Below are 25064 nucleotides of genomic sequence, written 5' to 3' on the forward strand. Positions count from 1 at the left end.
CACACACGTCCCACCGGCTCACCGCACGGCGTCCACGACGCCGTAGTCTGGCCGGTTAAACGAAGGGGATCGCATCGATGAGTTCTGGCGAACAGCTTCAGGACTGGCGGCTTCATGCACTTCAAATCGAAAACGAAGTCGCCAAGGTCGTCATCGGCCAGCAGCAGACGCTGCGGCTCATCAACGTCGCACTGTTCGCCCGGGGCCATGTGCTGCTCGAAGGCGGCGTCGGCGTGGGCAAGACGACGGTGTTGCGCGCGTTCGCACGCGTGGTCGGCGGCGAGTTCGAGCGCGTCGAAGGCACGATCGATCTGATGCCGGGCGATCTCGTCTATCACACGTATGTCGACGGCGACGGCAAGCCGCGCATCGACCCCGGCCCGCTGTTGCGCCACGGCGAGCAGTTGACCACCTTCTTCTTCAACGAAATCAATCGCGCCCGTCCGCAGGTGCAGTCGCTGTTGCTGCGCGCGATGGCCGAGCGTTCGGTGTGGGCGTTCGACCGCGAACACCGCTTCCCGCATATGACCGTGTTCGCCGACCGCAACAAGGTCGAGAAAGAGGAGACCTTCGAGCTGGCCTCGGCCGCGCGCGACCGCTTCCTGTTCGAGCTGAACATGCCGACGCCCGCCGAGCCCGAGGTGCGGCGCGCGCTCGTGTTCGACACGATGTTCCATGACGTCGACGCGTTGCTCACGCAGTTGACGCCCGCGATCGTGCCGTGGGAGCAATTGAACAGCGTCGGCGCGGCGATCCAGCAGGACGTGCAGGCGAGCGCGACGATCGAGCGCTATGCGCTGGACATCTGGCAGGCGACCGAAACGCCGCTGCGCTTCGGCATCACGCTCGACGGCGTAGACATGCAGCAGCTGATTCTCGCCGGCGCGAGTCCGCGTGGCATGAGCGCGCTGTTGCGGGCCGCACGCGTGGTCGCGTGGCTCGCGGGACGCTCGCATCTGATTCCGGAGGACATTCACGAAGTGCTGATGCCGGCGCTCGGGCATCGCGTGTTCTTCACGCCGATCTATGAACTGCGCCGCCAGGAGCTGGCCGATGCGCTGATCGCGCAGATCATGGCGAGGGTTGCGGTGCCTTGATCCGCCGGTCTGATTCACCGGTGTGATTCACCGGCCACCCACAGCGAGCTACCCGTTGTCATTCGCGCCGAAGCGCCCTGAACCACGAACGCCACGAACCTCATCCACCCCATGAACGGCATAGCCGAATTCCACTACCGTTTGCCGATGCGCGCCGGCGGAGCCCGGCCGGGATCGCATCCCGGTTCGAGCTTCGGCTCGGGTCAGCAGTTCGCGATGCACGGCCGTCTGTTCGATTACCCCGATCCGCGTCGGCTGGACCTGCGCGCGAGCGTGCGCGCGGCGCGTTCGGAATGGTTGGTGCGGGTCAACCTGCAGCGCGTGGCCGTGCCGGTGGTGGTGATCGTCGACGTGTCCGCGTCGATGCAGTTCGGCACCGGTCAGAGCAAGTTGCAGGTGGCCGCGGACTTCGTCGAGGCGCTCGGCTACAGCACGTTCCGTGTCGGCGATCGGCTGGGCATGATGGCCTTCGATGCCGACGCGCGCGACGATCTCTTCATGCCGGAGCGCTACGGCCGGGGCACCGGCAATCTGCTCGCCACCAAGTTGCGCGCGTGCGCCGGCCGCGCGGCCGGGCGGGCAGGGGGCGCAGGGCTGCGGCGTTGCGTGACGCGGCTCGCCGGAAGGCAGGCGCTGGTATTCGTCGTGTCCGACTTCCACTGGCCGCTCGCACAGGTGCCGGCCGTGCTCGACATGCTGGTGCATGCGTGCGTGGTGCCGATAGTCGTCTGGGACGAGGCCGAAGTCTCGCCGCCGCGCAACGGTCCGCTGCTCGCCGTCAGCGACGCCGAGTCCGGTGAAGAGCGCAGGGTCTGGTTGCGCGACGGCGTGCGCGAACGCTGGCGTGAAGGCGTCGCGCGACGCCGTGCGGAACTGGCAGGCCTGTTCGGCGCGCGCGGCATGCGGCCGTTCTATATCGAAGGCGGGTTCGATCCGGAAGCCATGTCGCGCTATTTTCTGGAGGCGAGCGTATGAGCCTGTGCGCGCGCCGGTCAACGCTTGCTCGCGGTTGGCGCGCACACGCGTCGATCGCGCTGCTGCTGGCCATGCGCGTCATCGACAGCAGCGCCGCCACGACAGTGCCCGCGCTGGTCGAACAGCCGCGTGCGTTCGGCTACGTGCTGGGCGATATCCTCACGCAGCGCGTGTTGCTGCAGGCCGGCGGCCATGACGTCGGCACGGTCACGGCGCCGTCGGTGGGCCGCACCGGCGTGTGGCTCGAACGGCGGCCCGCGTCGCTCGAAACCGATGCGGACGGCCGTCACTGGATGGTGATCGACTATCAGGTCGTCAACGCGCCGCAGACGCTCACCAAAATCGTCCTGCCCGCAATAGCGCTGACGTCCGCCAGCGGCGCGCAATTGCTGGTGGCCGAATGGCCGGCGAGCGTCGCGCCGCTGACCCCGCCCGAGGCATTCGGCGACGGCGCGCTGCAAGCGCTGCGGCCCGATCGCCAGGCGCCGTTGCTGCCCACGGCCGGGTTGCATCGGCAGATCGCGTGGGCGCTCGGTCTGTTGTTCGCGACGTTGCTCGCGTGGGCCGGCTGGTGGTGGTGGCGCGACCGGCGCGAGGCCCAGCGGCTGCCGTTTGCGCGTGCATGGCGGCGGATGCGGCGGCTCGAAGTTCCGCAAGCAGATCCACAAGCAGATCCACAAGCAGATCCACAAGCAGATCCACAAGCAGATCCACAAGCAGATCCACAAGCAGATCCACAAGCAGATCCGCAGGCAGGTCCGCAAACCGCCACGTCGCAGGACGCGTGGTTCTGCCTCCACCATGCGTTGAACGAAACCGCCGGACAGGTCGTGCATGCGGGCGAGCTGTCCGGTCTGTTCGCGCGCGCGCCGTATCTGCAACCGCTGCGCGCGCAACTCGAGCAGTTCTATCAGGCATCGTCCGAGCGCTTCTTCAAGCCCGCGCCGAGTGGCGCCGAGTTTCCGCTGCAGACGTTGTGCCGTGCGCTGTATCGGGCCGAACGGCGCGCTCAACGATGAACCTGGCTCTCGACTTCACCGCGCCCTGGATGCTCGCGTTGCTGCCGCTGGCGGTGCTGCCGTGGCTGCCGCGACGCAGCGATACGCTGGTGTTTTCCAGCGTCGCGTGGCTGCCGGCGGATCATGTCGGCCGATGGGTCGGCTGGCTCGTGCGCGGCTGCGCCGTGCTGGCGATCGCGGCGATCGTCGTCGGACTCGCCGGGCCGGGGCGCTCGCAGATGCAGGTGCTGCGAACCGGCAGCGGCGCGCAGATTCTGATCCTGATGGATCGCAGCGCCAGCATGGACGAAACGATGGGCAGCGCGGGCGTCGAGGCGCCCAGCGGCGAATCGAAGAACAAGGTGGCGCGCGCGTCGTTGACGAGCTTCGTGAGCCAGCGGCCCAACGACCGGCTCGCGTTCATGATGTTCGGCACCAGCCCCGTGCTGGCGATGCCGTTCACGTACAACCATCGGGCAATCGAACAGACCATCGCCGCCACGGCGATCGGCCGCGGCATGCCCGACACACAGCTCGACCGCGGGATGCTCGCCGCGCTCGATCAGTTCGAAGGCCGCCCGTCGTCGGGGCGTCGCGCGATCGTGCTGGTCTCCGACGGCGGCGCGCGGCTCGATGAAACGATGCGGCGACGCATTCAGGCGGGACTGCTGCGCAACCAGATCGCGCTTTACTTCATCTACCTGCGCAGCACCGTCTATAGCCCTGACCTGAACTCCGCGCTGCCGGCTGCCGGGTCGTCGGCCGAAGCGGAATTGCATCGGTATTTTCTGTCGCTGCCGACGCCGTACCGGCTTTTCCAGGCGGGCGACGCGAAGGCGATGATGGCCGCCGTCGCCGAGATCAACCGGCAGCAAAACGCGCGCACGTCGTTCGTCGAGTATCTGCCTCGCCAGGATTGGAGTCCGTATTGCTTCGCCGTCGCGCTGTTCTGCGTGGTCATGCTGATGGCGTTGCGCGTATTTCAGGTAAGGAGTTGGGCATGACGCGCACGCTCATTCACGCCGTGTTCGCGACCGTCGCGTTGGGCTGCGCGGCGTTCGTCGCGTATGACTGGACACGTCTTCAGCACGCCGCGCGGGTGAACCAGGCCATCGCGGCGGCGAGCGTCGCGAGCGGCGATCCGCACAGGAGCGCCGCCGACGACGCGCCGCAAATTCTGCTCGCGCGCGCGACGGCGCTGTCGAAAGCGGGCGCCTACGATGCGGCGGCGCGCCTCTACGAAGGCCTGATCCACGAGCATCCCGACGACCTCGGCCGAACCGCGATGTTCGATCTCGGCAACATGTATTTGCGCGAAGGAAAAGGCGATGGCGCGGGCCACGGCGTGAAGTCGCTCGCGATGATCGGCGAGGCGAAGGCGCGCTACCGCCTTCTGCTGCGCGCCGCGCCCGACGATTGGGACGCGCGTTATAACCTGGAGCGCGCGCTCTGGCTTGCGCCCGAAACGCCGACCGCGCTCGAAGAACCCGACGTGAAAGAGCAGCACAACGTGAAAGTGCGCGACCCCGAGAGCAAGGACTTGCCGTGAGCGCCGCGACCGGCCGGCGCGGTTTCGCGAGATTGCGCCATGCGTTGACGCCGCTCGCGCTCGTCGCGTTGATCGCCGCGGTCGCGCTGCCGGATGTAACGCTGCCGCGCAATACGTTCGACTACATCGTGACGCTCGATATCACGCAGAGCATGGACGTCGAGGACGTCGTTCTGAACGGCGCGCCGGTGAGCCGGCTGAAGTTCGCGCAGGCCGCGACGCGCGACGCGCTGACACGTTTGCCGTGCGGATCGAAAGTGGGCTGGAGCGTATTCACCGGTCAGCGGACTTTGCTGCTGTTGCCGCCGATCGAGGTGTGCAGCAACTACGACGCGTTGCTGGTGTCGCTCAACGGGATCGACGCGCGCATGCGTTGGACCAATTGGAGCCGCATTGCCGAGGGCGGCGTGTATTCGGCGGTGCGCGTCGCGCAGGAGGTCGGCCACGGCGCGGCCATCGTGTTCGTCACCGATGGTCACGAAGCGCCGCCGATTCCGCCGACCCGAGCACTGATGCGCGATCTCAATCCGGCGCAGATCAAGGGCTGGCTGATCGGCGTCGGCGGCGATCAGCCAGCGGCGATTCCGAGAACCGACGGCGACGGCAACCGGATCGGCTACTGGCAGGCCGACGACGTGGTGCAGGTGCCGCCCTTGCCGGGGCGCAAGACCTTGGCGGAGTCGCATGAGGAGTTGTCGGAGCTGCACGGTCAGTATCTGGGCTTCGTGGCCGGGCAAACCGGGCTGGCTTATCAGCGCCTTTGGTCCGCGACGGCTATGGGCGATGCGATGATGGAAGCGCGCTTTGCTCACCGCGAACCGGTGCCGACCGATTTGCGCTGGGTGCCGGCGTTGCTCGCGCTGGTGTTGCTGGTGGGAAGGTTCATGCCGGACGTGGTCTGGGTGTGGCTGCGGAATTGTTGGCGGAGCGTGGGGCGGGTCGGAAGGCGAGTTGTGTCGTCGGTGTCGAGTGGACGCCGGCCGCCGAGCGGGGTGTCTTGAGGGTGTCGGATCTCGAGGGGAGAGTGGCTGCGGGCACTCGCGTACCTCGCCACTCTCTTGCGACTAATAACACTTCGCGCCGTGCCCGATGTCCTGCATTCGCGACGCGATCGAGCTGATCAACGTGTTGAGATTGGTTTTATCGAGGACCGTGCATCCGCCGATAATTCCACCACGCACGAGTGCCATCGCACTCGGATCGAGATCGTCGTCCATGGTGAGATCCTTGATCACTAATAGCGTTGTCATTGCCGTTCTCCTGGTGAAGAGTGAGCCACTTGGAACGCGATCGCGTAGCGTCTTATGCAGGAGATGTGCCAATGCGTAGTCCAAAGTCATTGGCGCTTGCGGCGCTTAGTGGTTGCAAGGGTTCTGCGCTATTCGCGGGTCCGTTCTGAAGGAAAGATGTCGAGCCATGACTGACGTATGGCGCGCGTCTGTCGGTTGCGGCCGAACAGGGCGGATAACGGGCGGCGAGGGCGGGGCGTTCACCCAAGAATGTCAGTCGCCTTGTGGTGCTCACCCACGCCGTCGATCAGAATCACCGGACCGTTCGCATGCCCCAGGCGTAACGGCAGGATTCGCCGATACGCGTCCGATCCATACCAGCCGCGCGCGGCCGCGAGATCGGCAAACGCAATGGCGATCAGATCGCCATGCCACTCGCCTTCGCATACCTCGGGCCGGGCGCCGTGAACGATGAAGCGGCCACCAAACGGTTCAAGCGTTGCGTCGATCCGCTCGAGGTATTCGACGATGTCGGCGCACAGCTCGACATGATGCAAATGGGCAATCGCGTAGGCAGTCATGGAAGCACTCCGTGGCATGAGATAAGTGGATCGACGCTATGGATGCCGCTATGGTCTGCGCGAGCAGCCGTGCACGTCGATTACCCGGGAGGTAAATAGAACATTCGGCGCCAATCTGTCGACGCGTTCAAACGCCACGGCGCCGCTCCGACCGACAGACGCTGTCGGCGGTATGGGCCTCCGGCGCATACACCGCCTCTCCAGCAACCGCCTGCTTGTTACACTGCGAACACACCGCCACCGCAACGCGGCCGGCACCGATGCAGTGCCGGCTCATTGAAGCGCCACGCACGTCAGTTCACAAAACACAGGAGGAGCACTTCCATGACGCTTTCCAAGAGAAAATTCGGCCGTACCGGCTGGGATGTGTCGGAAATCGGTTTCGGAGCATGGGCGATCGGCGGCTCGTGGGGCGGCGTCGCCGAAGACGACGCCAAGGCCGCGCTCAACGCGGCGCTCGATAGCGGCGTAACTTTCATCGATACCGCCGACGTCTACGGCGACGGTCGGTCGGAACGGATCATCCGGGACGTGTTGCGGGAACGAGGCGGCGAGCGTCCCATCGTCGCGACCAAGCTCGGGCGCCGGCTCGACCCGCATGTGACCAGTGGCTATACGAACCGGCGTGAACTCGAAGGGTTCATCGACCGGAGCCTGTCGAATCTGGGCGTCGATACGCTGGACCTGGTGCAACTGCATTGCCCGCCGACGGAGGTCTACTACCATCCCGAGGTTTTCGACGCGATGGACGACTTCGTTGCTGCCGGCAAGATCCGCTATTACGGCGTGTCGGTCGAAAAGGTCGAGGAAGCGCTGAAGGCAATCGAGTATCCCAATGTGGTTTCGGTGCAGATCATCTACAACATGTTCCGGCAACGTCCCGCCGGGTTGTTCTTTCGGGAGGCGCAAAGGAAAAACGTCGCGGTCATTGCGCGAGTGCCGTTGGCGAGCGGCATGCTGACGGGCAAGATGTCCGCGGATTCGGTTTTCGCGTCGGACGACCATCGTGCTTTCAATCGGCATGGCGAGGCGTTCGATGTCGGCGAAACGTTCTCCGGAGTGCCTTATGACATCGCGTTGAAAGCGGTCGACGAATTGCGCGGCCTGGTCCCGGTGGACGCATCCATGGCGCAACTGGCTCTGCGCTGGATCCTGATGGAGGAGGCTGTCTCCGTGATCATTCCCGGCAGCAAAAACGCGGCGCAAGCGGCGTCGAACGTTGCGGCTGCGAATCTCGCGCCACTGTCCGATGAGGTCATGCAGCGCGTTCGGGATGTGTATGAACGGTATATCGCGCCGCAGGTTCATCAGCGCTGGTAGAGAGTCCCGGATCTGGTGGAAGGACGCCGTCGAGAAGTTGTAGGTGAGACTTTTGCGGTCGTCTGCTGGGGGTGTCTGCTGTTTGCTGTTTGCCGTGTGACGGCCGGAGGTCGGCGCCGACCGAGCCAGCGCAACATCCCGGGATGGATATGGGCTATTGCGGGTCGGGCGCTGACGCAGCTTTCTTTTCGTGACATGTATCCGGGTTCCGTTAGCGGACATTACAACGTAGCCGCTACATCGCAATTGTTGATAATTTATCTTATGTCAAATCACATATGCCCACCAAATCCCCAAGCCATCCCCACCCACGCCCCCCCAATCACCCCCCAACCCGATTCCCCACCATCCCCGGCAACTTAAGAATCAACTCCGCCGAATGCCAGAGATGCCGCTTCATCGCTTCGTAAGCCGCGTCGGGATCGCCGGCAAGAATCGCGGCGGCTATATCCTCGTGCTCGGCCAGTGAATTGCCGATCAGCTGCTCGACGCCAATTGTCTGTCGCAGCTGAATCATGAACGCGGGCAACTGATATTTATCGATCAGTTCGCCCAGTTGCGGATTGCCGCACACGCGCACGATCTCCTGATGGAACGCGCGATTATCCTTGATGAACTCCTGAAACACGGGTCGCACGGCATGCACGCGTCCCTGATCCAGCACCGCGATGAAGCGCTCGCGATTGCCGTCCAGATTGATTCGCGTAGCGGCCAGCCGCGCCGAAAATCCTTCGAGTGCTTCGCGGATCTCAAACACTTTCATGACCTCGTCGCGCGACAGCTTGCGCACGATCGCGCCGCGATTCGGTACGAGTTCGACCAGCCCGTCCGCCTCGAGACGGCGAAACGCCTCGCGCAATGAGCCTCGGCTCACACCGGTGAGTTCGACGATGTCGCGTGAAATGAGCCGCTGACCCGGCGCAAAGCGGCCCTCCAGAATCTGGCTTCGCAGATCGGCTGCCACGCGCTCCACCGTCTCGCCCGAGCGCCCGCCCGCTTCCGCCACCGTATCCATGTCCGTGCTTTTATAAGGGAAGTCCATCGCGCATTCTCCTATAAAGCACGTCGACGCGGCTAATCCGGCCGACGAACTCACAGCCGGGTTGGCCGGACCGCCCCGTCTCGATCAATCCGCGTGTGCCTTGTCGAAATCCCACACCGCCTGGAATCCCATCAGTTCGCACATGTCCTTGAACGGCATCATCTCGCCTTCGACGCCCGTGGTGCCTTTCAATGCCTTGATTTCTCCATAGGCCTTTTCCAACGCACGCGCGACGCTGAGAAATCCCGCCGACGGATAAATCGCCAGCGCAAAGCCGAGCCGTTGCAACTCGGCCGGCGTCAGTTGCGGCGTCCTGCCTCCCTCGACGATGTTGACGAGCAGCGGCAGATCGAACGATTTGCCGATCTTCTCCAATTCCTCCACGCTTTCCGGCGACTCGATGAACACCACGTCCGCGCCCGCCTTCGCATACGCCTCGCCGCGCCGCAGCGCTTCGTCGAGACCGAGCGTCGTGCGCGCATCCGTGCGCGCGATGATCTGAAAGTCCTTGTCCTCGCGAGCTTCGCTGGCCACCCTGATTTTCTTCACCATGTCTTCAAGCGGAATCACGCGACGCCCCGGCGTATGCCCGCATTTCTTCGGAAATTCCTGATCTTCCAGCTGGATGCCGGCCGCGCCCGCACGCTCGTAGCCGCGAATCGTATGCGCGACGTTCAGCAGGCCGCCGTAGCCGGTGTCCGCGTCGCAGACGAGCGGCGTCTGCGCGGCGGCGCAAAACGCGCTGACGCGGTTGAGCATGTCGGTGTAAGTCGCGAGGCCGGCGTCCGGCTCGCCGAGATACGACGCGACCGTGCCGAAACCCGTCATGTACAGACAGTCGAACTTCATGGTGTCGGCAAGACGCACTGAGATCATGTCGAATACGCCGGGGGCGACGACGATCTCGCCTGAAGCGAGCCGGGCTTTGAGCGCTTTTCTGCGGGAATTGGCGGTCATGAGCAGTTACCTTTGAATGTGGATGAAGTCAGTTGCCGGGAATATCGGCGACGGAATGAGGAACGGAGGGATCGTCGGGAACGACGGCGATTTCTTCGAGCGAGCGGCGGTTCGTTTCGACGCCGAACGCGGCCAGCACCACCGCCATCAGGACCAGTGCGCCGATGATCATCGACAGCACGTTCTTGATGCCGCCGGTTGCATACATCAGCACGACGATCTGCGGCGCGACGATCCCTGACAATCGGCCCGCGCATCCGGCAATGCCGTTGGCGCGCATGCGGTTTTCCGTAGCGAACAGTTCGGGGATATACGTCGCGATGCCGAGCGCGACCATCAGATACGTCAGCGTGAACAGGATGAAGCCGAGCAACGTGGACATTTCCACGCTGGTCGAATTGCCATATAGCCAACCGACGACCGCCGCCAGCAGTCCGATGCCGATCAACCCGTTCTTGCGGCCGACCCGATCCGCGATCAGCACGCCCACCAGCGCGCCGGCGGGTCCGCCCAGCGCCATCAACGTCGAATACCCGAGCGACGACGCCATGCCGTGTCCCTGCTTCATCAGGAAAGTCGGCACCCAAACGATGAAGCCGTAGATCACCACGTTGACCGCGATCTGCACCACCACGGCGAGCAGCGTGCGTCGCAACAGCGGTGGTCGAAACAGGCTGCCTAGCGTCGTGGTCATGATCTTCACGCGCGCCGTTTCGACGATCGGCGGCAACGGTTGTCGTTGCGCGGTCTCCGCTTCGATCCCGGACAGGATCGCTTCGGCCTCGTCGAAGCGCCCTTTCGATTCGAGCCAGCGCGGCGATTCGGGCATCTTCTTACGCAGCACCCAAACGCCGAGCGCGCCGACGCCGACGATCGCAAACATCGCGCGCCAGCCAATCGACGGAATGATCAGATAGCCGAGGAAGGTCGAAAAGAACAGCGCCGAATTCGTGATCAACGACAGATACGCGGACCATTTGCCGCGCACGCCCGGCGGAATGAATTCGCCGATCGACCCATAGCCGACCACGATTTCCGCACCCAGTCCGAGCCCCATGAAAAAGCGACACACGATGAGCCAGTTCATGCTCGGCGCAAGCGATCCGGCGATCGACGCGAGTCCAAAGATCATCAGGTTGAACTGGTAGGTAAACTTGCGGCCTTTGGCGTCGCCGAGAATGCCGGCCGTGAACGCGCCGATCAACATGCCGACAAAGGTCGACGAAAGAAACGCCGCGTTCAACTGCATGTTCGACCAGCCGCTGCGTGCGAGCGCGCCCAACACGCCGCCGGCCAGATAGATATCGAAGGAGTCGAGAAACATGCCCGCGCCGATCAGCCACAGGATGCGCCGATGAAACTGCGAGGTGGGCAATCGGTCGAGTCGTGCGCCTGCGTGTACCGTCGTCTGCATGGTCGAACTCCAATGTTGATCCCTATTTGCGCGTGTAGACCCACGGACGCTTCGACGCGTCGTCGCGTTGAAATGCCAGGATGCGCGCGTTGTGCCTGAGCGTCTGATCGATTTCGTCGATACCTTCGAGTAGCGCGTCGCGCCGCTCGTCGGGGAAATCGAACGCAATGGGCGGCTCGCCGGGTGCAGCGACGGTCCGCGTATGCAGATCGACCCGCAGCGCTTCCCCACGACTCGCGGCAGGAATCAGCGACGCGATTTGTGCCGCGCTCAAACGAACCGGCAGCAAGCCGTTTTGCAGACAATTGGCGTAGAAAATATCGCCGAAACTTTGCGCGATCACGCAGCGTATGCCGAACTCCTCCAGCGCCCACACGGCCATCTCACGCGAACTCCCGCAGCCGAAATTGCTACCCGACAACACGATCCGCGCGTCACGGAACGGCGGCTGGTTCAGAATGAACGACGGGTTCTCGGCGCCATTGGCGTCGTAGCGCAGCATCTCGAACGCCCACGGTTTGAACTGCCCGCGTCTAAGCTGCGCGATGCGTTCGACACGCACGATCATGTCCGTATCGACGTTGTCGCGCGTGAGCGGCGCGGCGATGCCCTCGCAAACGGTAAAGGCCTTCATGCGGCACGCTCCGTCGACGGCATCGCGATGCGCCCGGCGATGGCGCTCGCGGCCGCCACGCTGGGACTCGCCAGATGCGTGAGCGCCCCCGGCCCCTGACGGCCGACGAAGTTGCGGTTCGACGTCGAGACGCAGCGCTCTCCCCGGCCGACCAGATCGCCGTTCGCGCCGACGCACATCGAACAGCCCGGCTCGCGCCACTCGAAGCCGGCATCGATGAAAATATGATCCAGCCCTTCCCGCTCGGCGTGACGTTTGACGTCGATCGAACCCGGCACCACCCACGCCTGCACGTGCGGCGCAACGTGATGTCCCTTGACGATCGACGCCGCGTTGCGCAGATCGCTCAGCCGGCTGTTCGTGCATGAGCCGATAAAGACGCGGTCGATCGAGGTTTCGTCGAGCCGGTCGCCCGCTTGCAATTGCATATACGACAGCGCTTTTTCGAGCGTTTCCCGGCGTGTCGGATCGGGCTCGTCGGCCGGATCGGGAATGCGTCCGTCGATCGCCATCACCTGTTCGGGGCTCGTGCCCCACGTCACTTGCGGGCGAATCAGCGTGGCGTCGATCGTGATCTCGCGGTCGGACGCGGCGTCGGCGTCGCTCGCCAGTGAGCGCCAGTGGTCGAGCGCCCGTTCGAGCGTCGCGCCTTCGGGCGAGTACTCGCGTCCCGCGACATAGGCGAACGTCACGTCGTCCGGCGCGATCATGCCGATCTTCGCGCCGAGTTCGATCGACAGATTGCAGAGCGTCAGGCGCCCTTCCATGTCCAATGCCTCGATCGCGGGGCCGGTGTACTCCACCGCATAGCCGGTTGCCGCCGAGGTGCCGAGCACGCCGATCAGATACAGGATCATGTCTTTCGCTTCCACGCCCGGCCGCGTCTGTCCGTCAAAGCGCACCCGCATCGTTCGGGGCCGCTTCTGACGGATCGTCTGCGTGGCGAGCACATGCACCTGCTCCGACGAGCCGATGCCGAATGCGATCGCGCCGAGCGCGCCGTGCGTGCAGGTGTGACTATCCGCGCAGACCAGCAGCAGGCCCGGCAACGTCAGCCCGAGTTCGGGGCCGATTACGTGGACGATGCCCTGGCGGCCGTCGTCGATATCGAAGCGGTCGATTCCGAGGCGTGTCGTCTGTTCGCGCAAGGTGTCGATGGCGATCGTGCTCCATCCGGCGTCGCCCGCCGTGCGGCCCGGACGCGTGGAGATCACGTGATCGACCGTGGCGAACGTCAGCGAAGGATCGTGGACGGTGGCGCCGCGCGCCTCCAAAGCGCGAACCGCCGCCACGCTCGTGAGCTCGTGCATCAGATGCCGGTCCACGTGCAGCAGGCTCTCCCCTCCCGGCAACTCAGTGATCACATGCTGGTTCCAGATTTTGTCGAAGAGGGTTGTTCCCATGTCTGCCTCGTGGTCGTGATAGGTGACAAGCCGATTTGCACCGAACCGCCAACGCTTGCGCCGCGTTGCCGCTCCGCTGGAACACGTCGGTGCAGCTAACGCGGCATCTTGATCAGTTCGTCGGCCGAGTGCCGCAGATGGTTGCGCATCGCTTGCGCCGCCCGCTCGGGGTCGCCCGCGAGGATGCCGCTCGCGATCAGTTCATGTTCGGCGAGCGAGTTGCGCACTATCTGGTCCACGCCGATGCGTTCGCGCAACTGCAGCATGAAGATCGGCAACTGATACTTGTCGATCAGTTCGCTTAACTGAGGGTTCTCGCAGATGTCGACGATGATCCGATGGAATTGGCGGTTGTCGACGATGAACGCCGGAAAATCCGGCGCCGTGAAATGCCGCCGCCCCCGCTCGACGATCTCGGTGAAGCGCGCCCGGTTGTCGCCGTGATCGATCAGCTCCGCGGCGCGCCGTGCCGCGTAGCCCTCCAGCGCTTCGCGAATCTGGTAGACCTGCGCGATTTCGTCATTCGACAAACGGCGCACGGTCGCGCCGCGATTCGGAATCAGATCGACGAGGCCGTCGGCCGCGAGCCGTCGAAACGCTTCACGCAGCGGGCCGCGGCTGATGCCGATCTGTTCCACCAGATCGCGCGCGATCAGACGCTGGCCGGGCACGAGGCGCCCTTCGACGATCTGCTGCCGGATCAGCGCGGCGGTTCGATCGACGGTTTCGCCGGTGCGCAGCGCTGGTTCGAGCACCGCTTGCAACGCGCGGTCGGAGTGCTCGACGGTCTCGTCATTCGTAGTCGACATGGTTCAGGAGAGATGGGCAAATAGCCGTTGCACCTAGTATTGGCTAAAACTGTAGGACAAAACCAGAAGCTTTTTGCTTTTGACGCGTCAGGAATACCCTTAGCCCACCCGTATAGGACCGGTACGCAAAGGGATTCGCGTAAACATCCATAGCGCCGCATCACAGGGTGTCCTAAAAAGTATCCTACACTTTGTGCATACAATCAAAACGGTGTTCTGGAGACAACTGATGAAGGGTATCTACCGATTCGCGCGGCTGGCGGTGCTCTCCCCGTTTCTGGCGGCAAGCGTCGCGACCAGTCAGGCGGCCACGCTGACCGTCACTCACTGGATCGATGGCATGTACGGGGTGCCTTTCGCGGTAGCGCTCGACAAGGGCTACTTCAAACAGAATGGTGTCGACGTCACCGGCTTCATCACATCGGAAGGCGGCGGCACCTCCGTGCGCAACGCCATGGCCTCCGAGATACCTTATGGCGAAGTCGCGTTGCCGGCCGCGATTGCCGCGATCAGGCAGGGTTTGCCGATCACCATCGTTCATAGCGGCGTGCAAAGCGTCGCCGATCTGCTATGGGTCCAGCTCAAGGACTCGAACGTCAACGGCATCGCGCAGATGAAGGGCAAGACCATCGGCTACAGCAGTCCGAAGTCGATGACCGAGATGATCACGATCGTCGGCCTTGAGCGCGCGGGGCTTACCGGCCAGGTGCAACGCAAGCCGGTCGGCGCCTCGGGCACGATGATGATCGCGTTGCAGCAGCATGCCGTCGACGTCGCGTACATGACCGAGCCTGCCTACAGTCAACGCAAGGACCAGTTGAAGATCGCGTTCCGTTCGACCGATATCGTGCCCGCTGAGACGCAGACGGTCGGCGTGGTGCGCACCGATTATCTGAAGGCTCATCCGGAGATCGTCAAAGGCATCATCGAGGCACGCAGAAAAGGCGTCGAGTACATCGTCGCGCATCGCGAAGAGTCCGCGCAGATTCTCGCGAAGGCCTACAAGATCGACCCGGCGGTGGCGAAGTCGGCGATCGACAACTGCCTCGATACCGACCCGCACTACTGGAGCACCGGCCGCTTCAACTACGCGAGCATGGACGAAGTCGCGAAAGGCCTCGTGTTGATCAAGGCCGTCGAACCGGGTCCGTTCGACTGGCATACGGTCGTCAACGAATCCATGCTGCCGGCGAGCGAACGCTCCAAGTGAGGTTGACTGATGAAGCCCGTGCCTTTTTCCGTGGTGTCCGGCAGCGTTGTTGAGCGAGCTTCTCCCGAGATTCACGCCGTCCTTACCGACGTCACGCGAATCTACGCTGGCGACCGGGGCAAGCCGCCCTATCATGCGCTCGGCCCCGTGAGCCTCAGTCTTCAGAAGGGAGAGTTCTTTTCAGTCGTCGGGCCGTCGGGCTGCGGCAAGTCCACGCTGCTCGACGTGATTGCCGGGCTCAACGCGGCGAGCGCGGGCACCGTCACGTTCGAAGGCGCGGCCGTGCGCGACAAGGTGCCCGAAGGTATCTCAGTCGTGTTTCAGGAAGACGCGACCTTCCCGTGGCTCGACGTGTACGACAACGCCGCGTTCGGCGCGCGGCGCGCGGGCGTCGCGGAGAACGAGATCCGCGAACGCGTGGAGCACGCGCTGGCTTTCATGGGACTCAAGGCGTTCACGCATTCGTACCCGGTTCAATTGTCGGGCGGCATGCGGCAGCGCGTTTGCATTGCGCGCGCGATGGTGATGCGCCCTCGCCTGATGCTGCTCGACGAGCCCTTCGGCGCGCTCGATCAGCAAACGCGTCTGCTGATGGGCGAGGAAATGCTCAACCTGTGGCGCGAAACGGGCGCGACCGTGATGCTCATCACCCATTCGATCGACGAAGCCGTGCTGCTGTCCGACCGCATCGGCGTAATGTCAGCGTGCCCGGGACGCTTCATCGAAACGATCGAAACGGGCTGGTCACGGCAACGCGACAGCAATACGGCGTTGGACCCGCGTTTCGGCGAATTGACCGCACGCGTGTGGGGACTGCTGCGCGGCGAAGCGCTAAAGGCGCTGGGGAGCCAGACATGAATCGCGCCGCGCGCTGGCGTCTTGCTCTCGTCGTGTTGTTCGTCGCGGCGCTGGAATTTGCGAGCCGACGCGCGTGGATCGATCCGGTCTCGTTCATTCCACCGTCGAAGATGGCCGAAGGCGCGTGGACCCTGCTCGCGTCCGGCGACTACACGCGCGACATCCTGCAGACGCTTGCCAATGCGACGCTCGCGGTCGTACTGGCGGTGACGGGCGGCTTCGCTTTCGGCGTGGCTCTGTTCAAACTGCCGCGCGTGCGGCGCGTGATCGACCCGTTGCTGCTCTCCTATTACGCCGTGCCGATCTTCGTCGTGTATCCGGTGCTGATCGTGATCTTCGGGCTGAATCGCTGGCCGCTGGTGGCGATCGGCTTTCTGTTCGGCGTCGTCGCCATGGCGGCCAATACACTCAACGGACTCGAACGCGTACCGCGCGTCCTGCTGCGTTCGGCGCGCGCGATGCGCATGAGCCCACTCGACGAAATCCGCCTGATCACATTGCCGTCGAGTCTGCCGTTCGTGTTTACCGGCATCAAACTGACCGTCGTGTATGCGTTCATCGCGGTGATCGCCGGCGAGTTCGTGCTGGCCGGCTCGGGCTTCGGGTTCCGCATTGCGTACGCGTACAACAACTTCGACAACCCGACCATGTACGGCCTGATGCTGTTGCTGCTGATATTTGTCGGCACACTGAACATGCTGCTGCATATGGCTGAGATGCGTCTGTACAGCCGCACGCGGAGAAAGACGACATGAGTTCCATCGCCACCGCGGCTCTCAAGCCGAAACGTTCGCACTCGCGCTGGAGCGATAGCGTGCTGCTGGTCGTCGTTCTGCTCGGACTGTGGCAGATCGCCAGCTCATTGTTGGGCGCCGACGTGCTGCCCGGCCCGTGGCTGACGTTCGTCAAGCTCAACTCGATCCTGCGGGACGACGATTTCCCCGAGAACCTGCGCATCACGGCGGTCGCGTTTGCGCTGGGCTTCGCAATCTCGTGCGTCGGCGGCGTATGTCTCGGCCTGGTGCTCGGAGCGAGACGTCTTGCGGGCGACGTGATGGAGCCGATTCTGATGGCGCTCTACGCGATCCCGAAGATCACGCTCTATCCGGTCGTGCTGTTGATGTTCGGCCTTGGCCTGTATGCGAAGGTCACGTTCGGCGTGATCCACGGCATCATTCCGATTACGGTCTTCACGACGGGCGCCGTGCGCAACATGCGTCCCGTGTTCGGGCGTACGGCCCGGGCCTGCCGGCTGTCGCCGGTGGCCTACGCGCGTTACGTGCTGCTGCCCGCCGCCGTACCCGAAGTGCTCGCGGGATTGCGCATCGGCTTCTCGCTGACGCTGCTCGGCACGTTGATCGGCGAGATGTTCGCGTCGCAAAGCGGCATCGGTCATATGCTGATGATTGCCATGGGCCGCAACGATACGCAGACCATCATGGCGCTCGCCATCCTGCTGTTCGTGTTTGCAACCGTGGTCAACCTGATGCTGTTGAAGTGGCATCAAATCCTGTCGAAGTCAGGCTGACTGATCGAATTTTTTGGGCGCCGGTTTCAGGGGAAGATCATGACCGAAACATTGAATGCAGCGCGTATCAAGGTGTTCTGGCAACCCGGATGTTCATCCTGCTTGCGCACCAAGGAGTTCCTCACCGAGCAGGGCATCGAATTCGAATCGCTCGACGTGCATAACGATCCCGACGCGCGCGCGCAACTCGTGGAACTCGGTGCTCGCAGCGTGCCGGTGGTGTCGATCGGCAAGCGCTATACCTTCTGCCAATCCATCCATGACGTCATCAAGTTTCTCGATCTGAAGACCCGCGTGATGGACCCGCTGCCCCCGGCGCAACTGGTCGCGAAACTGGATCTGCTGATGAGCGCAAATGCCCGTTACGTGCGCCAGTTCCAGCCCGATCAGTTAAAGACGCCGTTTCGCAACCGCAATCGCACACCTGGCGGACTCGCGTTTCATATGTTCCGCGTGGCAGAGATGGGCATGCAGGCGTCCCAGGGCATTCCGTTACGCTTCGAATCCTTCGATGAGCTTCCCCCGGAGGAATGGAGCGGCGAAGACATTGCCGTGTGGGGTGAAGGCGTACATGCACGGTTTCTGGACTGGTGGGCGGCCGAAAAGGATCCCACTGTCGATTACACGGTGCAGACTTATTACGGCACGCGGCCTTTTCACGAGGTGCTCGAACGTACTGCGTGGCACGCTGCGCAGCATACGCGGCAAGTGATGCTGATGCTGGAGAGTCACGGCATCGAGCCCGATGGTCCGTTGACCGCGGCCGATCTTGAAGGGTTGCCGGTGCCGCATGAGGTGTGGGATCGGTAGCCGGGTCTTTTTTGCGGGTCTTTTGAGGCGAGCGAGCGGCAAGATTTCTTTGCCGCCAGATTTTTCGCCGCGGCCGCGTTTTCTTTGAGTTGCGCGCAGTCCGCGTTGTGGCCTGTTCGTGCTGATGTTCGCGCGCCGCGTGGCTCTGTTCGTCGTTTTCTTCGCTCCTCCGAAGACCTTCCCTCCCCTGCTCGCGTGCCCCAGTTGCGGCGACGCTCGCTCTCTTTCGTCACTAAATCGGCGCAAATGCGCACGTTACGCGAGGCGTAGCGGCGCCGCCGCCGGTGCCGCGTTTGCTGAAGGCTTAAGCGGGAGCACAGAGGCGACGGACGCGTCGAGAGGTCAAAGAGCGTCACGCGCCCCGCAAAACGTCGGTAATACAACGTATTTTGTTAAATACACAATAGTCTTCTCTTGAGATTTTGACATTACAGTTATAATGTTGAAATATTATGATGGCCCCGCGCAGCGAACGCGCCTTACCTCTAGCCCGCTCAAGCCACCGCGTGAACACCCTCCTGCCGCCCCCCTGCCCAATCGACGCCCTCGTCGTCCCACCGGACCTTGACGGCCGCACCGGTGCCAATCGCGCGCGCAACGTCACCGCCCAGATCGCGGCGAATGACGATCTCGACGCTATCCGCGCATGGCTCGCCCGCTTCGTCGACACGAAAACCACCTTCGATAACTACCGCAAGGAAGCCGAGCGTCTGCTGCTGTGGTCGGTACTTCAACTGCGCAAGCCGCTGTCGTCGCTGACCCACGAAGACCTGCTCGTCTATCAGCGCTTTCTCGCCGACCCGCAGCCCAGCGCGCAGTGGAGCGCCAACGGCGGGCGCAAACATCCGCGCGGCGATCCGCGCTGGCGCCCGTTTCACGGACCGCTGTCCGTCACCAGTCAACGTCAGGCGCTGGTGATTCTCAACGTGATGTTCGCGTGGCTCGTGCAGGCGGGCTATCTCGCCGGCAATCCGTTGTCGCTGTCCCGTCAGCGCGCGCGCCGCGCGAAGCCGCGCGTCACCCGTTATCTTTCGCCCGAGCTGTGGCTGGAAGTCAAAACGTGGATTCAGGCAATGCCGAAAGACACTGACCGTGAGCGCGAACACTACGCACGCGTGCGTTGGCTCTTCACCCTGCTCTACCTGGGCGGCTTGCGGATCACCGAGGTCGGCAGCAACACGATGGGACGTTTCTTTTGTCGACGGGATGCGAGCGGAGTCGATCGCTGGTGGCTTGAGGTGCTGGGCAAAGGAAACAAGGAGCGGCTGGTGCCGGCGACGGCGGAGATGATGGCGGAGCTGTCCGACTATCGCCGCGAGCGGGGATTGCCCGCGTTGCCTGCGCCGGATGAAGACACGCCGCTCGTGCTGCCGATCGGTCAGTCACGCAAACCGCTGACGCGCGCCGCACTGCATCGGATCGTCAAGCAGGTTTTCGGCGCAGCGGCACAAGCGCTGCGTGATCGCGGCGACGAGTACGCGCAGCGAGCCGATCAACTCGAACTCGCGTCTGCGCACTGGTTACGGCATAGCGCCGGATCGAACATGGCGGACCAGCAGGTCGATCTGCGTCTGGTGCGGGACAACCTCGGGCATGCGTCGCTCACCACGACGAGCCAGTACCTGCATGCCGATGATGATCGGCGTCACAAGGAAACCGATGAGAAGCATCGTATCGGTTGGCAGTAATAGAACGCTACGGCCCGGTCGCCAGTTCACATCGAATCGTGCAGTTGCGAGTGGCGGCGCTCATCGTGTCGAATACACCGCACTGAACACCACCGGCACGATCACAAGTCCAACACAAGCCCCGCTTCCGCCCCCGAGCGATCACTCGCCGGACGCCCCACACACATAAGCGCGTGGCCGGGCTCGATATCCGCGTCGACTTCCCCGTCATAGCGAACCTGTCCCGACAACAGCCGCGTCGAACACGTACCGCACGTTCCCGACCGGCAATTCGACGGCGCGTCGACGCCCTGAGCCTCGGCGAACTGCAGCAGGCTGCCGTCGCGAGGCGTCCATCGAGCCGTTCGCATCGAACGCGCGAAAGTCACGGGCACCGCGTCAGCCTCATTCACGCCCGAGTCCGCTGCCAGCGTCTCGCGTTCGACACCGGTACGCTTGACGCTTGCGGGCCCAAACGACTCGAACCGAATCCGTTCATCGGCGACATTCAGCCCGCGCAGTCCCTCGTACATCTCGCGCATGAACCGCTCAGGTCCGCATAGATAGAAGTCGTAGTCATCGAATGGAAGAACCCGTTTCAATGCATCGATACTCACACGCCCGGCCGACACGCCGTCCGCGATACCATCGCCGGCGCTATCGAACAGATGCATCGACACCGCCGGATAACGCCGCGCGACCTCTTTCAAACGCGCGCTGAACGGCCGTTCGCGATCGCTGCGCGCGCCGTGAAAAAAGAACACGCGTTTCGCCCGCGCGTTGTCGCTGTCCGTTGAGCGCAACGCATGATGCAGCATCGCCATCATCGGCGTAATGCCGATACCGGCGGAAATGAACACGGCCGGCCGCGGGCTCGCTTCGTCGTAGACAAACGTGCCGCTTGGCCGTTTCGCTTCGATCTGCATGCCCACGCCGAGCCTGTCGTGCATCCAGTTCGACGCGACGCCCTCGCGTTTTACGCTGATCCGATATCGGCGCGCGTCGTGCGAATCGGAAAGCGTATAGGTGCGCAGCAACGGCGCACCCAGACCCGCCACCGGCATACGCAGCGGCAGAAATTGGCCGGGCTTGAATGGCGGCAACGGCGCATCGTCGAGCGCTTCGAAGTAGAACGAGCGAACCGTTGGCGTTTCATCGACGACCTCCGCCACCTTCAGTTGCCGCCAGGATGAAGCGCCGCTGACCGCCCGCCGGATCGTGGACGCAAACTGCGGAGCGAACTCGACCTCCGACCACCGGAACGGCAAAGCACCACGACTGCGCCGCACTTCGTCGATATGAAAACGCACCAGCCGTTCGGCGCCTTCGAACCCGGCCAGTTCCGCGCCGTCCCACACGACTTCCGCCCGCACCGCGAGATAAAGCAGATCGCCTGTCGCGAAGTCGATAAACAGCAATCCGGCGCGCGGATCATGGATCAGGTTGCCGATCGTATTGAAGAAGCGATTGCCGCTGTAGTCCGGAGTGGTCAGCGTACTCGCGTTGTCGACATGAACGAAGCCCGGCGCACCGCCGCGATGCGACACGTCGAAACCGCGCGCGAGCCCCGCCTCATCCGCGAGATTGGCGCTCGCGATGAAGAACGTATCGGCGCGTCTCAGCAGCGCGCGGTCCTCGTCGCTGAGTTGCGTCGCCACCTCGGGTGGCGTCGAAGAAGAAGACGCGCTGCGCTCCACGAAAGTCGGCGTACGGCTCTGGATGTACTTCGCGCAATTGCCGAAACTCTGCGTCACGTCGACGACCAACGTTGAGCCTTCCACGGATCTCACCATGCCGTTGATCCGGTTACGACGCCGGGTCTGCGGCTGCAGCCCAAGTCCACCGATCATGGCCCCCTCGTTCCAGCGTCCCGCGAGCGGATCGCCAGGCAGCACGCCACCGTCGATACGCAGCGTTCGCGCATCCGGCGATGACACGAAGCTCGGCGCACCCGCGCGCACCGTTGCCCACGGCTGCCCGTTCGCATCGACGCCGCCGAACACCATGAACGGCAGGTCGGCGAAAAACTGCCGATGCTGCTCGGGCATATAGCGGCGAATCCCGCGACGCCCGGCCGACTCCGCCTGGCTGCTCACGCCGGCGCGCCGCTGCGCGTCCAGCTCGCTGTGATGAAACGGCGATGCGTCGACGCCCCAGCCATTCAGTGGAACAAATGCGGACATGGTGACACTCCAGCTTCGACATAGCCGCCGTTCACGCGGCGAGCAGACCCGCCTTCGTGGCCGGCATCGCGATGAAGCGCGGTAATACCTCCACGCGACCGAGCCACGCACGAATGTTCGGATACGATTGCAACGACACGCCGCCTTCGGGCGCGTGGGCGATGTAGGTATGCGCGGCAATGTCGGCGATCGTCGCGTGATTGCCGGCCGCGAACGGTTTGTCGGCCAGTTCCTGCTCGATCACGTCGAACAGTTTGACCGCGATATTCTTCGCCGTCTGATGATCGAGCGGGGCGCCGAACACGGTCACGAGCCGCGCGGCGCACGGTCCATAAGCGATCTGCCCGGCGGCAAGCGACAGCCAGCGTTGCACCGCCGCCGCGCCGAGCGGGTCCTCCGGCAGCCACGACGCGTCGCCGTAGCGCCTCGCCAGATAGACGAGAATCGCATTCGAATCGAACAGCGTCACGTCACCGTCCTGGATCGTGGGCACCTGACCGAACGGATTGAGCGCCAGATAGTCCGGCTTGCGGTTGTCGCCGGCCTTCATGTTCAGCTCGACGACTTCGAACGGCAGGTCGAGCAATGATAGAAACAGCTTCACCCTATGCCCGTGCCCGGAAAGCAGCGTCGTATACAGTCGGATAGGTTGCGCAGGTTTGACAGCAGGCATGTCGGGCTCCGGAGTTCGATGAGGTAGGACGTAGCAGGTACAGAGCGAGGATAATGCGCACGCGGCGTCGGGCGGAAGCCCGATAATCCGGGAAACACATTCAATCGAAGATGGACAATCGCTCATGGCCGACGTACGTGACGTAAATCTGAATCGTCTGGCGATCTTCGTCGCGGTCGTCGACGCGGGCTCGTTGACCGCCGCCGCGGCCCGGTTGGGACTCGCCAAAACGATGGTCAGCACGCACATGCAGCGGCTCGAAGCCGAAGTCGGCGCGAGCTTGCTGGTGCGCACCACGCGGCGGCTCGGCGTCACGGAAGCGGGCCGCGCGTTCTACGAAGCGAGCGTGAAGATTCTCCGAGCCACCGAAGAAGCGCTGAACGCGGTCAGCGGAGACGGAGACACGGCGCCGGTGCGCGGCACGTTGCGCGTCAGTTCGCCGATCGATTACGGCGCGCTGGTCGTCGCGCCGGCGCTGGTCGAACTACGCCGCGAACATCCGCAACTCGACGTCGAATTGCTATGCACGGATCAATACGTGGATCTGATCGCCGATGGCATCGACGTCGCGATCCGCCTGGGCCGGCTGGCGGATTCGAATTACCGGGCGGTGAAACTCGGCAGTTTCGTCAAGTGGATCGTCGCGAGCCCGGCGTTCGTCGATACGTGGGGCTCGCCACGAACGCCGGCCGAATTGTCGGCGCTGCCGTTTTGCGCGTTGACGGTGTTACCGCATCCACTGACGCTCGAACTGCGGCGCGGTGACGTAGATCGAAGCGGTGACGACGACGGCGCAGCGGACAGCGTGCGCTGCGAGAACGCGTTTCTGGTCAACACGGCCGACGCGTGCCGCGCGGCGACGCTAGCCGGTGGCGGCTTCGGCCTGTTGACGGATTTTTCGATCGGCGGCGATATTGCAACGGGACGATTGATCCGCCTGCTGCCGCAATGGTCGACCTCCGCTGCGAGCATTCAGGCCGTGTTCCCGCCGACCAGCCATCCACCGGCGAAAGTGCGCGCGCTGATCGAAACGCTGAAGAGGCGGCTGGCCAGCGTCTGACGCTCCCGTTCCAGCGCGACGGCGGTTAGCTTCTATCCGCGCGCCCCGCCGCTTTGCTCTACTGCAACGATGGATGCCGCGTCCCGTGGCGTCGCCCTGTCGTCTATGGAGAGCGCATGTCCGCTGAATTTCGTCCCGCTCAACGGGTCCTCACTGTCGCGTGTCCGAGCGCGGCGGGCCAGGTCGCCGCCGTCGTCGGCTTTCTCGACCGGCACCATGGCTATATCGACGAACTGACCGTATTCGACGACGACCTCAGCAAACGCTTCTTCGTGCGCTGCGTCTTTCATGGCGTCGAGAGCCACGAAACGCTGCACGTCGCCGCGCTCAAGCGCGAATTCGCGCCGATTGCCGAACGCTTCCGGATGACATGGGCGATGCACGACGTCGGCACGCGTCCGAAAGTGCTGATCATGGTTTCGAAGCTCGAACACTGTCTCGCCGACCTGCTGTTCCGCTGGCGCATGGGCGAGTTGAAAATGGACATCGTCGGCATCGGTTCGAATCATCGCGATCTCGAACCGCTTGCGCGTCAGCACGGCCTGCCGTTCCATCATCTGCCGATTACCGCCGACACGAAGCCGCAACAGGAAGCGCGTTTGCTCGACCTGTTCGACACGTCGGGCGCCGAGCTGATGATCCTCGCGCGCTACATGCAGATTCTGTCCGGCGACACGAGCCGCGCGCTCGCGGCCCGCGCGATCAACATCCACCATTCGTTTCTGCCCGGCTTCAAGGGCGCGAAGCCGTATCACCAGGCCCACGCGCGCGGCGTCAAGCTGATCGGCGCGACGGCCCATTTCGTTACCGATGATCTCGACGAAGGGCCGATCATCGAACAGGTCGTTGAGCGTGTCGATCATTCGTATAGCCCGGAGCGGCTGCTCGCCACCGGACGCGACGTCGAGTGCATTACGCTCGCACGCGCGGTCAAGGCGTTCGTCGAGCGGCGGGTGTTTATCAACGGCGACCGGACCGTAGTGTTGCAGTGAGCGACGCGAAGTAAACGCAAGACGCCGCTGAAAAGCGGCGTCTTGCTCTGTGCCCGGCATGCGTGTAAATCGCAG

General features: G+C 63.7%; 25 protein-coding genes. 15 read left to right on the plus strand and 10 right to left on the minus strand.

The window, feature by feature from the left end; genetic code table 11:
• Positions 1-77 precede the first annotated feature (77 nt).
• From BGI01S_RS12425 to BGI01S_RS12450, 6 genes are all read left to right on the plus strand, one after another.
• Positions 78-1097, plus strand: a complete 1020-nt coding sequence (locus tag BGI01S_RS12425) for an AAA family ATPase (protein WP_042325681.1) — start codon at positions 78-80, stop codon at positions 1095-1097.
• 111 nt (positions 1098-1208) lie between these two features.
• The gene (locus BGI01S_RS12430) at positions 1209-2072 is read left to right on the plus strand and encodes a DUF58 domain-containing protein (protein ID WP_042325683.1); all 864 of its coding nucleotides are present in this window, start codon (positions 1209-1211) and stop codon (positions 2070-2072) included.
• A 71-nt stretch (positions 2073-2143) separates the two neighbouring features.
• Entirely contained in the window at positions 2144-3091 is a 948-nt protein-coding gene (locus BGI01S_RS30800; protein WP_232624476.1) for a calcium incorporation protein MxaA, read from the plus strand.
• A complete protein-coding gene (locus BGI01S_RS12440) occupies positions 3088-4074 on the plus strand; it encodes a vWA domain-containing protein (protein ID WP_042325686.1) in 987 nt (328 codons plus the stop codon). Before BGI01S_RS30800 ends, BGI01S_RS12440 begins: the two co-directional genes overlap by 4 nt.
• The gene (locus BGI01S_RS12445; RefSeq protein WP_042325688.1) at positions 4071-4619 is read left to right on the plus strand and encodes a hypothetical protein; all 549 of its coding nucleotides are present in this window, start codon (positions 4071-4073) and stop codon (positions 4617-4619) included. Before BGI01S_RS12440 ends, BGI01S_RS12445 begins: the two co-directional genes overlap by 4 nt.
• Complete coding sequence (locus BGI01S_RS12450) at positions 4616-5620, plus strand: vWA domain-containing protein (RefSeq protein WP_042325690.1); 1005 nt, start codon at positions 4616-4618, stop codon at positions 5618-5620. The genes BGI01S_RS12445 and BGI01S_RS12450 overlap by 4 nt, the downstream gene beginning before the upstream one ends.
• Positions 5621-5683: 63 nt before the next feature.
• Here the strand turns inward: BGI01S_RS12450 and BGI01S_RS12455 are convergent, their stop codons facing one another.
• Together BGI01S_RS12455 and BGI01S_RS12460 are read right to left on the minus strand one after the other, a co-directional pair.
• On the minus strand, positions 5684-5869 hold the full coding sequence (locus tag BGI01S_RS12455; RefSeq protein WP_042325692.1) for a hypothetical protein: 186 nt from the start codon (positions 5867-5869) through the stop codon (positions 5684-5686).
• Between the two features lie 239 nt (positions 5870-6108).
• Positions 6109-6429, minus strand: coding sequence for a DUF1330 domain-containing protein (locus BGI01S_RS12460; RefSeq protein WP_042325694.1), 321 nt, complete (start codon positions 6427-6429; stop codon positions 6109-6111).
• A 324-nt stretch (positions 6430-6753) separates the two neighbouring features.
• Here BGI01S_RS12460 and BGI01S_RS12465 point away from each other — a divergent pair, with 324 nt between their 5' ends.
• Positions 6754-7749, plus strand: coding sequence for an aldo/keto reductase (locus BGI01S_RS12465; protein ID WP_042325697.1), 996 nt, complete (start codon positions 6754-6756; stop codon positions 7747-7749).
• A gap of 322 nt (positions 7750-8071) precedes the next feature.
• Here BGI01S_RS12465 and BGI01S_RS12470 read toward each other — a convergent pair whose 3' ends face one another.
• The 6 genes from BGI01S_RS12470 to BGI01S_RS12495 all read right to left on the minus strand — a co-directional run bounded on the left by BGI01S_RS12470 (position 8072) and on the right by BGI01S_RS12495 (position 14008).
• A complete protein-coding gene (locus BGI01S_RS12470) occupies positions 8072-8791 on the minus strand; it encodes a GntR family transcriptional regulator (protein WP_042325698.1) in 720 nt (239 codons plus the stop codon).
• 84 nt (positions 8792-8875) lie between these two features.
• The gene (locus BGI01S_RS12475) at positions 8876-9748 is read right to left on the minus strand and encodes an isocitrate lyase/PEP mutase family protein (RefSeq protein WP_174447401.1); all 873 of its coding nucleotides are present in this window, start codon (positions 9746-9748) and stop codon (positions 8876-8878) included.
• A 28-nt stretch (positions 9749-9776) separates the two neighbouring features.
• A complete protein-coding gene (locus BGI01S_RS12480; protein ID WP_042325703.1) occupies positions 9777-11162 on the minus strand; it encodes an MFS transporter in 1386 nt (461 codons plus the stop codon).
• 22 nt (positions 11163-11184) lie between these two features.
• Positions 11185-11796 carry a 3-isopropylmalate dehydratase small subunit gene (leuD, locus tag BGI01S_RS12485; protein ID WP_042325705.1) on the minus strand — a complete coding sequence of 204 codons (612 nt, stop codon included), beginning with the start codon at positions 11794-11796 and terminating at the stop codon, positions 11185-11187.
• Positions 11793-13199: a 3-isopropylmalate dehydratase large subunit gene (leuC, locus tag BGI01S_RS12490; RefSeq protein WP_042325706.1), complete on the minus strand. Its 1407-nt coding sequence runs from the start codon at positions 13197-13199 to the stop codon at positions 11793-11795. Before leuC ends, leuD begins: the two co-directional genes overlap by 4 nt.
• Before the next feature lie 95 nt (positions 13200-13294).
• On the minus strand, positions 13295-14008 hold the full coding sequence (locus BGI01S_RS12495; RefSeq protein ID WP_042325708.1) for a GntR family transcriptional regulator: 714 nt from the start codon (positions 14006-14008) through the stop codon (positions 13295-13297).
• 229 nt (positions 14009-14237) lie between these two features.
• On the opposite strand from BGI01S_RS12495, the gene BGI01S_RS12500 reads away from it, so the two are divergent.
• The 6 genes from BGI01S_RS12500 to BGI01S_RS12525 all read left to right on the plus strand — a co-directional run bounded on the left by BGI01S_RS12500 (position 14238) and on the right by BGI01S_RS12525 (position 20102).
• Positions 14238-15218, plus strand: a complete 981-nt coding sequence (locus BGI01S_RS12500; protein ID WP_084585345.1) for an ABC transporter substrate-binding protein — start codon at positions 14238-14240, stop codon at positions 15216-15218.
• Positions 15219-15365: 147 nt separating this feature from the next.
• A complete protein-coding gene (locus tag BGI01S_RS12505) occupies positions 15366-16076 on the plus strand; it encodes an ABC transporter ATP-binding protein (RefSeq protein ID WP_232624466.1) in 711 nt (236 codons plus the stop codon).
• Complete coding sequence (locus BGI01S_RS12510) at positions 16073-16831, plus strand: ABC transporter permease (protein WP_042325711.1); 759 nt, start codon at positions 16073-16075, stop codon at positions 16829-16831. The genes BGI01S_RS12505 and BGI01S_RS12510 overlap by 4 nt, the downstream gene beginning before the upstream one ends.
• Positions 16828-17604 carry an ABC transporter permease gene (locus tag BGI01S_RS12515; protein WP_042325712.1) on the plus strand — a complete coding sequence of 259 codons (777 nt, stop codon included), beginning with the start codon at positions 16828-16830 and terminating at the stop codon, positions 17602-17604. Before BGI01S_RS12510 ends, BGI01S_RS12515 begins: the two co-directional genes overlap by 4 nt.
• Positions 17605-17643: 39 nt before the next feature.
• Positions 17644-18414, plus strand: coding sequence for a glutaredoxin domain-containing protein (locus tag BGI01S_RS12520; protein ID WP_042325713.1), 771 nt, complete (start codon positions 17644-17646; stop codon positions 18412-18414).
• Between the two features lie 452 nt (positions 18415-18866).
• Positions 18867-20102: a tyrosine-type recombinase/integrase gene (locus BGI01S_RS12525; protein ID WP_408638637.1), complete on the plus strand. Its 1236-nt coding sequence runs from the start codon at positions 18867-18869 to the stop codon at positions 20100-20102.
• A gap of 101 nt (positions 20103-20203) precedes the next feature.
• On the opposite strand, the gene BGI01S_RS12530 is transcribed toward BGI01S_RS12525, so the two are convergent.
• Both BGI01S_RS12530 and BGI01S_RS12535 read right to left on the minus strand, forming a co-directional pair.
• Positions 20204-22264, minus strand: coding sequence for a 2Fe-2S iron-sulfur cluster-binding protein (locus tag BGI01S_RS12530; RefSeq protein WP_042325714.1), 2061 nt, complete (start codon positions 22262-22264; stop codon positions 20204-20206).
• A 31-nt stretch (positions 22265-22295) separates the two neighbouring features.
• Positions 22296-22937: a glutathione S-transferase family protein gene (locus tag BGI01S_RS12535; RefSeq protein ID WP_042325716.1), complete on the minus strand. Its 642-nt coding sequence runs from the start codon at positions 22935-22937 to the stop codon at positions 22296-22298.
• Positions 22938-23061: 124 nt separating this feature from the next.
• On the opposite strand from BGI01S_RS12535, the gene BGI01S_RS12540 reads away from it, so the two are divergent.
• Positions 23062-23997, plus strand: coding sequence for a LysR family transcriptional regulator (locus BGI01S_RS12540; RefSeq protein WP_042325718.1), 936 nt, complete (start codon positions 23062-23064; stop codon positions 23995-23997).
• Between the two features lie 116 nt (positions 23998-24113).
• Positions 24114-24989 carry a formyltetrahydrofolate deformylase gene (purU, locus tag BGI01S_RS12545; RefSeq protein ID WP_042325720.1) on the plus strand — a complete coding sequence of 292 codons (876 nt, stop codon included), beginning with the start codon at positions 24114-24116 and terminating at the stop codon, positions 24987-24989.
• Positions 24990-25064: the final 75 nt, after the last annotated feature.

The sequence above is a fragment of the Paraburkholderia ginsengisoli NBRC 100965 genome (assembly GCF_000739735.1).
Classification (GTDB): Bacteria; Pseudomonadota; Gammaproteobacteria; order Burkholderiales; family Burkholderiaceae; genus Paraburkholderia; species Paraburkholderia ginsengisoli.